Raw genomic sequence first — 11,944 nt, 5'->3', positions numbered from 1 at the left:
AAGAGCATTAAAAAAACTGAGGAGTGAGTTTATGACAAACAAAAAAATCCATCAAGCAACACAAGCCGTATGGGGCGGCGAAAAAGAATATCTTGTACACGGGGCTTCGCAAGTGCCAGTTGTGCTGAGCGTCGCGTATACGTATGACGATATGGACGAATGGTACGATGTCGCGATCGGCAAAAAGAAGGGGCATATTTACGGGCGCAACACGAACCCGACCGTCCAGGCATTTGAAGACAAAGTGAAATTACTCGAAGGCGCTGAAGCAGCGACCAGCTTCTCGACTGGCATGGCGGCAATCAGCAATACGCTCGCAACCTTCCTCGTTCCGGGTGACCGAATCGTGTCGATCAAAGATACGTATGGCGGCACGAATAAAATTTTCACCGAATTCCTGCCGCGCCAGCAGATTGATGTGGCGCTGGTCGATACAGGCGACCACGAAGCGATCGAAGCGGAACTCGAAAAAGGCTGCAAAATCCTTTACTTGGAGACGCCGACTAACCCCACGGTGAAAATCACCGATATCGCGCGCATGGCGAAAGCTGGGCACAAAGCCGGTGCACTCGTCATCATCGACAACACGTTCGGCACGCCGATCAACCAGAACCCGCTCGAAGACGGCGTCGACCTCGTCTTGCACAGTGCGACGAAATTCCTCGGAGGACATGCGGACGCGCTTGGCGGTGTCTTGGTCGGCTCCAAGGAATTGGTCGAGCAAGTGTATCATTACCGTGAAATCAACGGCGCGACGATGGATCCGATGGCGGCATATCTGCTGTTGCGCGGCATGAAAACTTTGCATCTGCGCGTACGCGAGCAAAGCAAAAACGCCATGGCACTCGCACAATACTTGCAGACGAAAGACATCGTTGAAGACGTCTTTTATCCAGGGCTTGAAACCCATCCGAACCACGATATCGCGAAACGCCAAATGAAAGGCTTCGGGGGCATGTTGAGCTTTTCGGTCAAAGGCGGCGTCGACACGGTACGCGACCTGTTGCCGAAACTCGAATACGCGAACCGCGCAGCAAACTTGGGTTCTGTCGAAACGACAGTCGGACCGGCGCGCACGACGAGTCATGTCGAATGTACACCGGAAGAGCGCGCGGCGATGGGCATTCCAGAAGGCTTGATCCGCGTGTCTTGCGGCATTGAAGAAATTGAGGATATTCTCGCTGATTTCGAGCAAGCGTTCCAGCACGTCAAGACGGTGATGAACGTCTAAGCGGAAAGCCAGGTGAACAAAATGCAGGAGAAAGGCGAACTGCTTGAACAAGCGGAAAAAATGGCCGGAAAACTGAGTGACTGGCGGCGGACATTGCATCAGTTCCCGGAACTCAGCTTTCTGGAATTCGAAACGGCACGTTTTATCGCTTCTGTGTTGGAGGCGATTGAAGGGGTCACAGTTGAACGGGGCAGAGGGCTCCAGACGAGCGTCATCGCGACACTCGGAACAGGGGAAGCACCGATTATTGCGCTGCGCGCGGATATCGACGCCTTGCCGATTGAGGAAGCGAACGAATGCGATTATCGATCAAAGAATCAAGGGGTCATGCATGCTTGTGGACATGATGCGCATGCCGCCATTTTACTTGGGGCTGCGAGCCTGATAGCGGAGCATTTCAGGAATAAGCACTTGCGTGGAACGGTGAAGTTCATATTCCAGCCAGCGGAAGAAGCGATCGATGAAGATTCCTTATCAGGATCCCCTTATATGCTCCGGGCAGGCGCGTATGAAGGAGTGGAACTCGCGATCGCACTTCATATGTGTCCGTGGCTATCCGTTGGGGCGGTCCAGTTGTCTGACGGCATCAGCATGGCGAATGTCGATGTCTTCCATGCCAAAATCCTTGGAACAGGCGGCCACGGTGCTTATCCGGAACTTGTCAGCGATCCGACGTGGATGCTCGGCATAATCTTGCAAGCACTCCATGGCATCGTTCCGAGAAAAGTGCCGGCGCTCGAACCAGCTGTCGTCAGTGTCGGACAGATCCATGCAGGAACTGCGAGCAATATCATTCCGCATGAAGTCGCAGTTGAAGGCACGGTCAGGAGTTATTCGGGCAGCACACGGGATTTGCTCGAGAAAGAAATCGAAAATGCATTTTCGCTCGCAGAACAGCTTGGCGGTGATTATTCGTTCCGCTATCAGCGCGGAGAGCCGGCACTCGTCAACGACAAACGAGTAAACGCAAGAATCGCAAGAGCGATCAAAAAAACGGATCCGTCTGTCCGGTTGGTCGATCAAGCGTTCGGTATGGGTGGCGAAGACTTCGGCTATGTGACGCAGCAGATTTCCGGTGCAATGTTTTTTCTCGGCTGTGCCTTAGATGACGGAGTCGAGCGGGATTTGCATACGGCGCATTTCAATATCGATGAGAAAAGTTTGCCGCTAGGCGCTGCAATTTTGGCGAATACGGCGATCGATTTTTTGGCAAAAGGGACGGAACAGGACGGATAAGAGGAGGAGAAGTATGACACATAAACTGGCATTTATCGGATTTGGCGTAGTCGGCCAAGGACTGGCTGAAATCTTGCGCAACAAACGGCAAAGCTTGCAGGAAACAGAAGGTTTTGAAGCAAAAGTCGTTGCGATATCCGATTTCAAGAAAGGATCGCTGTATCACCCCGAAGGACTCGATCTTGAGGCTGTGCTGGATTCAGTGCAAGAAACCGGCACATTGGACAGCTACCCGAAAACGGACGGTCTGGTTACCGGTTGGGACAGTCTTCAGACGATCCGTCAATCGAACGCCGACACCATTGTGGAAGTTTCCTATACCGACGTAAAAACTGGACAGCCGGCCATCGATCATTGCCGCGCCGCATTTGAAAGTGGGAAAAATGTCGTCATGACCAATAAAGGACCGGTCGCGCTTGCTTATCAGGAATTGTCGGCCTTAGCGAAAAAGCATGGCGTCTCCTGGGGTTTTGAAGGCACGGTCATGAGCGGCACGCCGGCGCTGCGGATGCCGCAGCTCACGCTTGCCGGAAATGACATCACCGAAATCCGCGGTATTTTGAACGGCACGACAAATTTCATACTGATGCGGATGGACGAAGGCGAGTCATATGAAGCTGCGCTTGAGGAAGCACAGTCGCTCGGCTATGCAGAAGCGGATCCGACGAGTGACGTCGAAGGCCTGGATGCGCGCTATAAAATCGTCATTCTCGCGCAGCATGTCATGGGGATGCCGCTGTCTGTCGAAGACGTCGACTGTGAAGGCATCTCACAATTGACAGCGGAACATATCGAACAAGCCCGAACGGAAGGCAAGCGCTGGAAGCTAATCGCCTCAGCCAAAAAAGAAAATGGCCTCGTCACAGCAAAAGTCGCCGCGGAACAAGTGTCATTGGACGATCCGCTCGCTTCAATTTCCGGTGCACTTAATGCCATCACTTACGAAACCGATTTGCTTGGCCCGGTGACTTTGAGCGGCGCAGGAGCCGGGAAAACAGAAACCGGCTTTTCTTTGCTCATTGATTTATTGACGATTGCAAGGGCGAGAGAAACGGTGCAGTCATGAAAGGAGGGGGAAGCGATGGCGACACATGTCGAAGGCAAAAAAATGTTTCTGGCAGGTGAATGGGTAGATGGCAAACAGTGGATTGATGTAATCGATCCACAAGACGGCACGCTAGTCGACCGGGTGCCTGCTGCATCCAAAGAAGATATGGAAGCGTGCATTGAAGCAGCGAAAACAGGAGCCGAAACAGCTGCCCGAATGCCCGTGTTCGAACGGATGAAGATTATCGGGAAAGCGGCTGATTATATCGAATCAAACGCAGAACAGTATGCGCGGACGATCGCTCAAGAAAGCAGTAAGACCATCCGCGAAGCGAGAAAAGAAGTCGGGCGTGCTGTCGAGACTTTGCGGCTGAGCGCGGAAGAAGCGCGGCGCATCACCGGAGAGACGATTCCGTTTGATCAATCACCCGGAGGCACGGGGCGCATTGGTTATTACCGGCGGTTTCCGCTCGGCATTATCGGGGCAATCACTCCGTTTAACGACCCGCTAAATCTCGTCGCCCATAAAGTGGGACCGGCGATTGCTTCTGGAAATGCCATCATCGTCAAACCCGCGACGGTGACACCGCTCAGTGCGCTGTTATTGGCGCAAGCATTTTCCCATGCAGGATTGCCGGAAAAGATACTCTCCGTCATTACCGGTAGAGGCAGTGAAATCGGTGACGTTTTAGTGGAACATCCAGCAGTGCGGATGATCAGCTTTACCGGAGGGGTCGAAACCGGATTATCTATTGTGAAAAAAGCTGGGCTGAAGAAAGTGAGCATGGAACTCGGTTCGAACTCACCCGTCATCGTCCTTCGTGATGCGGACGTGGAAGAAGCGGTCGCCTCTTCAGTATCCGGCGCGTTTTGGGCAGCGGGGCAAAACTGCCTCGGCGTCCAGCGGGTTTATATTGAAGACGGCATATATGAATCGTTTCGGGAACAATTTATCGAACAGACAGAACGCTATATCGTCGGCGACAAGCAATCCGAAATGACCGATATGGGGCCGTTGATTACGGAAAAAGAAGCAAAGCGCGTCGAACAACTCGTACAACAAGCGGTGGCTAAAGGCGCAACGCTCGAGTCGGGCGGAGAACGGGACGGCGCTTTTTATTCGCCGGCAGTCCTTTCTGGTGTGCCGGAAGACTGTGCGATTGCCAAAGAAGAAATCTTTGGGCCTGTCGTCTTGCTCTACAAGGTAGCCGATCTAGAAGAAGCCATTCAGCAAGCGAACGGCGTAGACTACGGACTACAGGCCGGAATTTTCACTAAAAATCTCGATCATGCACATCGCGCAATCGAAGAATTGGAAGTCGGCGGCGTGATGATTAACGACAGCAGCGATTTCCGGATCGATGCCATGCCGTTCGGCGGCGTCAAACAATCAGGGCTCGGCAGGGAAGGCGTCAAATTCGCCATCCAGGAAATGACCGACACTAAAGTCGTCTGCTTTAAACTAGGCTGATGCAAATGAAAAAGCGTGTAGCATATTAGCTACACGCTTTTTATTGCTATATTATGCTATGTAAATTTATACATAGAAGTGTTTGGAGCGATGTGGAAATACCTCTATATCATATGAAAACGCATTCAAGAAAAGCTTCTGTGACAAATTGTGAAATATTATTATTAATTATCGTTTTATTCATTGAATTCTGAAAAATATCCTCTATAATTAATAGAACAGAAAGGATAGGATAATTATGAAAAAAGATTTGCGCATCAAGAGTAAGGTCTTCAGCGAAGGGCCGATGAAAGCTCCAAACCGGGCAATGCTGCGGGCAGTTGGAGTGACAGATGAGGGGTTCAAGCAGCCGATGGTCGGCGTAGCGAGCACATGGAGTGAAGTCACCCCATGTAATATACATATCGATGGGCTGGCAAGAGCCGCGAAAAAAGGCGCTCAGAAAGCCGGAGCTGTCCCATTCATTTTCAATACAATCACCGTTTCTGACGGTATTTCCATGGGAACAGAAGGCATGAAATACTCATTGTCCAGCCGAGATGTCATCGCCGATTCGATTGAAACGGTTGTCGGTGCGGAAAGCCTTGACGGTCTCGTCGCGATCGGCGGCTGCGATAAAAATATTCCGGGCTGTTTAATCGCTATCGCCAATTCCGCAGTTCCGGCAGTGTTTGTCTACGGCGGAACAATTGCGGCCGGCCGCTATAACGGACACGATATCGACATCGTCTCCGTTTTTGAAGGCGTCGGCCAGCATAATAGTGGAAAGATCGATGATGCAGCACTGCGGGAAATCGAATGCAACGCGTGTCCAGGTGCCGGTTCATGCGGCGGCATGTATACAGCGAACACGATGGCATCCGCGGCTGAAGCGATGGGCATGAGTTTGCCGGGCAGCTCATCAAACCCAGCTGTCTCCGAATATAAGGAAGCGGACAGCGCGGCAGCAGGTGCAGCGGTTTATAATTTGCTCGAACTTGGCGTCTACCCGAAAGATATCATGACAAAAGAAGCATTCGAAAACGCGATCACGGTTGTCATGGCGCTCGGCGGCTCGACGAATGCGATTCTTCATTTATTGGCGATCGCCCATGCAGCGGAAGTAGACTTGACAATCGACGATTTCAATCATCTCCAAAAAACGGTTCCGCATTTGGCCGATCTCAAGCCGAGTGGCAAATATGTTATGCAAGACCTTCACCGCGTAGGCGGCGTCCAGGCTGTAATGAAAATGTTGTTCGAAGCGGGCTATTTGCACGGCGATTGCATGACTGTCACCGGCAAAACGGTCGCAGAAAACTTGCAGGAAGCACCGAGCCTGATAGAAGGCCAGGACGTCATCATGCCGTTCGATAACCCGAAACGGAAAGACGGCCCGCTCATTGTTTTGAAAGGCAACCTGTCGCCGACTGGCGCGGTCGCAAAAGTTTCCGGCGTCAAAGTGAACCGCCATACAGGGCCAGCACGCGTATTTGAAAACGAAAAAGAAGCGACAGCTGCTGTCATGGCGAACGAAATCAACGACGGCGACGTTTTGGTCATCCGTTATGTCGGTCCGAAAGGTGGTCCAGGTATGCCAGAGATGCTGTCGATTTCAGCAATTCTGGTCGGTAAAGGCATGGGGGAAACGGTCGCACTGCTGACAGACGGACGCTTCTCCGGCGGGACGCACGGACTGGTCGTCGGCCATATTTCACCGGAAGCGCAATCCGGCGGACCGATCGCCTTACTGAAAGAAGGCGATATGGTCACGATCGATTCGGACTTACAGGAAATTTCCATGGACGTACCGGACGCTGAACTCGAAAAACGCAGAAGTGAATGGACCGCACCGCCGCTTCACCGAAAAGGCGTGCTCGGCAAATACGCACATAATGTTTCTTGCTCGTCTAAAGGAGCGGTAACGGATTATTTAAATAGATAAGTTTTTAAAGGACAGGAATATGAGTTATCTGTAAGAGCTGCATAGGCGTTCGCGGCCGACCGGGTGACGACGAATGAAGTCGTTCTCGATCAGCACGGCACAGTGTCGGCAAAGTGAAATGCCGACAATTCGTGATGCAGACACTGAAAAAATGGATCCACAGAACTTACTGAATCCAGGGAAACTGTTTCAGGAAACAAGTGATTCCGCAGCAATGCGATAAGGAAAAATTAAAAGGGGGAAACAAAATGGCGATGAATAAGATAGGATTTGCATCCGTGTTGGTTGGGGGAGCACTGGCTTTAACAGCGTGTGGTAGTTCAGAAGACGGCGACACAGCAGGCGGTGATTCCGGAGAAACATTCAACTTGCAGGCGGGGCACTCGTTGCCGGAAGATCATCCGTATCACTTAGGGTTTTTGGAAATGGCGGAGAATGTTGAAGAGCGGACGGATGGCCGCGTGACGATCGAAGTGTTCGCCAATAGTGAAATCGGTGCGGAACGTGAACTGACGGAAGGAATGGGGCTTGGCACCGTTGATTTAGTCGTATCGTCTACCGCGCCGGTTACGAATTTTGTCCCGGAACTGGAAGTTTTGGACGTGCCATTCCTTTTTAACGACCGTGAATCGGCGGTGGAGATTTTGGAGGGCGAAATCGGCGATGAATTATTTGCGAAACTTGAAGAAAATGGCATCATCGGATTGTCATGGGGAGAAAACGGCTATCGCCACATAACGAACTCCAAGCATCCAATCAATACTCCAGCGGATCTCGAAGGCTTAAAAATCCGTACACAGGAAAATGAAATCCATTTGGCTGCATTTGAAGCATTAGGTGCACAGCCGACGCCGATGGCTTGGACAGAAGCGATTACTGCGCTTCAGCAAGGCGTCGTCGATGCACAGGAAAATCCGGCAATCGTTGCGGACCAATTCAGTTTGTATGACGCCAACCAGAAATACATGAGCTTGACGGGCCATGTGTATTCTGTCGCGATTTACATGATGAGCCAGCAAACCTATGACCAATTGCCGGAAGACTTGCGCGACATCGTCATGGAAGAAGGACAGAAAGTCGGTCCGATGGAACGCGACTTGATTGTCGAAATGGAGCAAGAATCTTTGCAAACCTTGAAAGATGAAGGCGTTGAAATCATCGAAGACATCGATACAGCGCCGTTCCAGGAAGCGGTGCGCCCAGTCTACGATCAAATCGAGCATCAGGAACTGCTGAACCGGATTTTGGACGCTCAGTAAAGAGAAACTTCAATCTCAGTGGGGGGCATCCCCCAACTGGTTATTAGTTGATACAATCTGACTTTTACAAACCGTTAAAGCGGGATAAGTTAAAATTGCAGAAATTTTAAAAAAGAGAGAGTTCTTCTCTCTTTTTTTTCTATCGGGGGAAATCGATGATGAAATGGATCGGATATTTGAATTGGGGTATCAAGCATCTATTGAATGGAATAATGGGGGTATTGGTAACGGTTGTTTTTCTGCAAGTTATTTTCCGGTTCGTGCTCGGTTCGCCGCTCGCTTGGACGGAAGAACTGGCGCGCTATAGCCTGATTTGGCTGACATTCTTAGGAGCAGCCTATGCAATGTCTTTAAGAGCGCATATCGGCATGGAGGTTTTTGTCAATTTATTCCGGACATCAGGAAAGAAAGCGCTCTATATTGTTGCATCACTTGCAAGTTTGATGTTCTTTTTGTTGATGGTGATCGAAGGTTATAGCTTGGCGATGCAGGGGATGTCCCAAAGTTCACCGGTTTTGCGCATACCGATGGGGGCGATTTATATGGTCATCCCGATCAGCGGTGCTGTTTTGATCATCAATTTGGCCGCGCGTTTTGCCCAAGACTTTAAGAGCGGGGGTGTCTGAGCATGGCGATCTTATTATTCGTTTTGCTGATTGCGCTGTTTATGATCAACGTACCGATTGCGATTGCACTAGGTCTCGCTTCAGCGCTCATTTTCTACATAGAAGGAAATGTGTCGATCATCGTCATTATCCAGCGCATGTTCAACTCGGTCGATTCTTTTCCGTTAATGGCCATTCCGTTCTTTATATTAGCTGGAAAATTAATGGAAAGCGGTGGGATTTCAAACCGTTTGATTCATTTGGCGAGCGTAATTTTTGGGCGTGTCAGAGGTGGGCTAGGTATCGTTTCCATCGTCGCTTGTGCGTTTTTTGCGGCGATTTCCGGCTCTGCAGCTGCGACGACCGCTGCTGTCGGTGCGCTTATGATTCCGGCGATGGTCAATAAAGGCTACGACAAAAGCTTTTCCACCGCAATTCAAGCAGCGGGCGGCACCATCGGGGTCATGATCCCGCCGAGTGTTCCACTGGTTTTGTACGGTGTCGCGGCTGGTGTGTCAGTCGGCGATTTGTTCATCGCCGGCATCGTGCCGGGGCTGATGGTCATGTTGTCTTTGGTTTTGCTTGTCTATTTCATCTCCCTGAAAAAAGGCTATGGCGGAGGCGAAAAATTCGGGCCGAAAGATTTCTTCAAGGCATTCCTGGATGCATTTTTAGCATTATTGATGCCAGTCATAATTCTCGGCGGCATTTACGGCGGCATCTTCACGCCGACTGAAGCAGCAGTCGTGGCTGTCGTCTATGGCCTGGTGATCGGTCTATTCGTTTACCGCGAAATCAAGTTCACCGATCTTGCGGCGATTTTCTCTTCTGCTGTCGTGACGACCGCGGTCATCATGTTCATCATCGCAGGCGCGTCCGTATTCGGTTATTATTTGACGCGCCAGCGCATACCGGCTGAGTTGACGCAATTGATGTTGAGCCTGACGGATAATTGGATCATCGCATTGTTAATCATCAACCTGGTGTTATTGCTGTGTGGGATTTTCTTGGAGACTTCCGCTGCCATCATTATTTTGACGCCTATCTTGGCGCCGATTGCGAGTGCACTCGGAATTGACCTCGTGCATTTCGGCATCATCATGATCGTCAACTTGGGTATCGGCTTTATCACGCCGCCGGTCGGAATCAACTTATTTGTCGCCGCGAACATTGCCGGCACCAAATTCGAAAGTTTATTGCGCGCAATCATTCCGTTTATCATCGTCATGGTTATCGACGTCATCATATTGTCGTTCATCCCAGAAATCAGTTTGTTCTTATTAGGTGATTAAGAATAGGAGGAAGTTCATGACAATCTACACTATAGCGGTCTTGCCGGGTGACGGCATTGGTCCGGACGTAACGAAACAAGCGATTCGGGTGCTCGAAGTGATCCGGGAATTGGATCCTGATTTTGATATCCACTTTACGGAATTCAACTGGAATAGTGAATACTATTTGGAGCATGGTTCGATGATGCCTGATGACGGGCTCGAGCAATTAACAGCATTTGACGCCATTTTATTCGGAGCGATCGGGGATACGCGCGTTGCGGATGAAATCAGCATCTGGCAATTGATCATGCCGATCCGAAAAAACTTCCGCCAGTACGTCAATATGCGTCCGATCAAACGTTTATCAGGCATCGACTCGCCATTGAAAAATGAATCACCTGTCGATTTTGTCGTGTTCCGTGAGAATGCGGAAGGCGAGTATTCCAATATCGGCGGACGCCTGTACCAAGGCCAACCGCAGGAAATGGCGATCCAGAATACGGTCATCACCAAAACCGGCGTCGAACGCATCGCCCGCTATGCATTTGACTATGCACAAACGGCCGGTAGGAAAAAAGTGACGAGTGCGACAAAATCGAACGCCATCATCCATTCGATGAAATTATGGGACGAAGCGGTAGCAAGAGTCGCAAACGACTATGAAGGCATCGAACTCGAAAGCTATTTCATCGATGCGCTTGCCGCGTATTTTGTCCAGCGTCCGGAATCGTTTGATGTTGTGGTTGCGTCCAACTTGTTCGGTGATATTCTGACTGACTTAGGCGCCGCGATTGTCGGAGGACTCGGCGTTTCGCCGTCCGGCAATATCAACCCGGAGCGGGAATTCCCGTCGATGTTCGAAGCGATCCACGGATCAGCCCCGGACATCGCGGGCAAAGGCATCGCGAATCCGATTGCACAAATTTGGTCGGCTGCGCTGATGATCGACCACCTCGGCAGGCCGGACCTATCCCAAGCGATCGTTTCGGCAATTGAAACAGTATTAAGAGAAGGGCGTGTGCGGACGCCGGACCTCGGAGGCAATTCCACGACCGAACAGCTCGGCACAGCCATCGCACAAGCCGTGAAAGAACAGCTTGCTGTGAAAGGAGAACGTTAAATGGATATCCAATTGAACGGAAAAACAGCAGTCATCACAGGTGCTGGAGGAGGTATGGGAAAAGCAGCGGTTGAAACATTCCTCCAAAGCGGGGCGAATGTCGCCGCGCTTGATATCCGTACGGATTCCTTACAGAAACTGAAACAGCAGTTTAACGACCAATTGCTCGTCATCGACAGCAATTTAACCGAACAGGCAAGCGTCGAAGCGGCTTTTCAAAAAATCCACGATACGTATGGACGCATTGACGTACTGGCGAATGTCGCTGGAATTGCACAATCGGCTACCGATATTGAAGACGTTTCTTTAGACATGTGGCAGCGCATATTCGCCATCAATACGACCGCGGTCTTCCTCACTTCACGTGCAGCTGTTCCTTATATGAAACAGCAACAAGCAGGGTCCATCATCAATGTGGCGTCGATTTCGGTTGAACGGCCACGCCCGGGGCTAAACGCATACATCGCCTCTAAAGGCGCGACGGTTTCTCTGACAAAAGCATTGGCGATCGAACTCGCTCCTTATAAGATCAGGGTCAATTGCATCAATCCAGGGCCTTCTGACACCGAGATGCTCGGTGAATTCACAGCAGCTGGAGCCGATGTGGAAGATATGAAAGAAAACACATTCCGAAAAAGCGTGCCGCTTGGCGAACTAATCCAGCCGCAGGATATTGCCAACACACTTCTATATATGAGTTCGGATTTGGCGAAAATGATGACCGGCAGCGTCGTCAATGTCGACGGCGGGCGTGGAATTTAAAGGGGAGAGGCGATT

10 protein-coding genes are annotated in these 11,944 nt (G+C 50.8%); all 10 read left to right on the top strand.

What is annotated here, in order from left to right:
* Positions 1-31: 31 nt before the first annotated feature.
* The 10 genes from J7E21_RS11465 to J7E21_RS11420 all read left to right on the top strand — a co-directional run bounded on the left by J7E21_RS11465 (position 32) and on the right by J7E21_RS11420 (position 11,929).
* Positions 32-1,231 carry a cystathionine gamma-synthase family protein gene (locus tag J7E21_RS11465; RefSeq protein ID WP_215107781.1) on the top strand — a complete coding sequence of 400 codons (1,200 nt, stop codon included), beginning with the start codon at positions 32-34 and terminating at the stop codon, positions 1,229-1,231.
* Between the two features lie 21 nt (positions 1,232-1,252).
* On the top strand, positions 1,253-2,467 hold the full coding sequence (locus J7E21_RS11460) for a M20 metallopeptidase family protein (RefSeq protein ID WP_215108017.1): 1,215 nt from the start codon (positions 1,253-1,255) through the stop codon (positions 2,465-2,467).
* Between the two features lie 13 nt (positions 2,468-2,480).
* Positions 2,481-3,533 (top strand): homoserine dehydrogenase, encoded by a 1,053-nt coding sequence (locus J7E21_RS11455; protein WP_215107779.1) that lies wholly within the window; start codon positions 2,481-2,483, stop codon positions 3,531-3,533.
* A 15-nt stretch (positions 3,534-3,548) separates the two neighbouring features.
* Positions 3,549-4,985 carry an aldehyde dehydrogenase family protein gene (locus J7E21_RS11450; RefSeq protein ID WP_215107777.1) on the top strand — a complete coding sequence of 479 codons (1,437 nt, stop codon included), beginning with the start codon at positions 3,549-3,551 and terminating at the stop codon, positions 4,983-4,985.
* Positions 4,986-5,223: 238 nt separating this feature from the next.
* Positions 5,224-6,909, top strand: a complete 1,686-nt coding sequence (gene ilvD, locus J7E21_RS11445) for a dihydroxy-acid dehydratase (protein WP_215107775.1) — start codon at positions 5,224-5,226, stop codon at positions 6,907-6,909.
* A 248-nt stretch (positions 6,910-7,157) separates the two neighbouring features.
* Positions 7,158-8,168: a TRAP transporter substrate-binding protein gene (locus J7E21_RS11440; protein WP_215107773.1), complete on the top strand. Its 1,011-nt coding sequence runs from the start codon at positions 7,158-7,160 to the stop codon at positions 8,166-8,168.
* A 155-nt stretch (positions 8,169-8,323) separates the two neighbouring features.
* On the top strand, positions 8,324-8,794 hold the full coding sequence (locus J7E21_RS11435) for a TRAP transporter small permease (RefSeq protein ID WP_215107771.1): 471 nt from the start codon (positions 8,324-8,326) through the stop codon (positions 8,792-8,794).
* 2 nt (positions 8,795-8,796) lie between these two features.
* Positions 8,797-10,065, top strand: coding sequence for a TRAP transporter large permease (locus tag J7E21_RS11430; RefSeq protein WP_215107769.1), 1,269 nt, complete (start codon positions 8,797-8,799; stop codon positions 10,063-10,065).
* A 16-nt stretch (positions 10,066-10,081) separates the two neighbouring features.
* Positions 10,082-11,167: a tartrate dehydrogenase gene (locus J7E21_RS11425; RefSeq protein ID WP_215107767.1), complete on the top strand. Its 1,086-nt coding sequence runs from the start codon at positions 10,082-10,084 to the stop codon at positions 11,165-11,167.
* The gene (locus J7E21_RS11420) at positions 11,168-11,929 is read left to right on the top strand and encodes a glucose 1-dehydrogenase (protein ID WP_251047965.1); all 762 of its coding nucleotides are present in this window, start codon (positions 11,168-11,170) and stop codon (positions 11,927-11,929) included.
* The last annotated feature ends 15 nt before the right edge of the window (positions 11,930-11,944 follow it).

Origin of the sequence: Planococcus sp. ISL-109 (assembly GCF_018613655.1) — a bacterium.
Classification (GTDB): domain Bacteria; phylum Bacillota; class Bacilli; order Bacillales_A; family Planococcaceae; genus Planococcus.
This window is presented reverse-complemented; position numbering and strand designations above follow the sequence as displayed.

Excerpts from the sequence above, each read along its gene's own strand:
- J7E21_RS11465 (WP_215107781.1), top strand. The coding sequence starts at position 32 with ATGACAAACAAAAAAATCCATCAAGCAACACAAGCCGTATGGGGCGGC.
- J7E21_RS11460 (WP_215108017.1), top strand. The coding sequence starts at position 1,253 with ATGCAGGAGAAAGGCGAACTGCTTGAACAAGCGGAAAAAATGGCCGGA.
- J7E21_RS11455 (WP_215107779.1), top strand. The coding sequence starts at position 2,481 with ATGACACATAAACTGGCATTTATCGGATTTGGCGTAGTCGGCCAAGGA.
- J7E21_RS11450 (WP_215107777.1), top strand. The coding sequence starts at position 3,549 with ATGGCGACACATGTCGAAGGCAAAAAAATGTTTCTGGCAGGTGAATGG.
- ilvD (WP_215107775.1), top strand. The coding sequence starts at position 5,224 with ATGAAAAAAGATTTGCGCATCAAGAGTAAGGTCTTCAGCGAAGGGCCG.
- J7E21_RS11440 (WP_215107773.1), top strand. The coding sequence starts at position 7,158 with ATGGCGATGAATAAGATAGGATTTGCATCCGTGTTGGTTGGGGGAGCA.
- J7E21_RS11435 (WP_215107771.1), top strand. The coding sequence starts at position 8,324 with ATGATGAAATGGATCGGATATTTGAATTGGGGTATCAAGCATCTATTG.
- J7E21_RS11430 (WP_215107769.1), top strand. The coding sequence starts at position 8,797 with ATGGCGATCTTATTATTCGTTTTGCTGATTGCGCTGTTTATGATCAAC.
- J7E21_RS11425 (WP_215107767.1), top strand. The coding sequence starts at position 10,082 with ATGACAATCTACACTATAGCGGTCTTGCCGGGTGACGGCATTGGTCCG.
- J7E21_RS11420 (WP_251047965.1), top strand. The coding sequence starts at position 11,168 with ATGGATATCCAATTGAACGGAAAAACAGCAGTCATCACAGGTGCTGGA.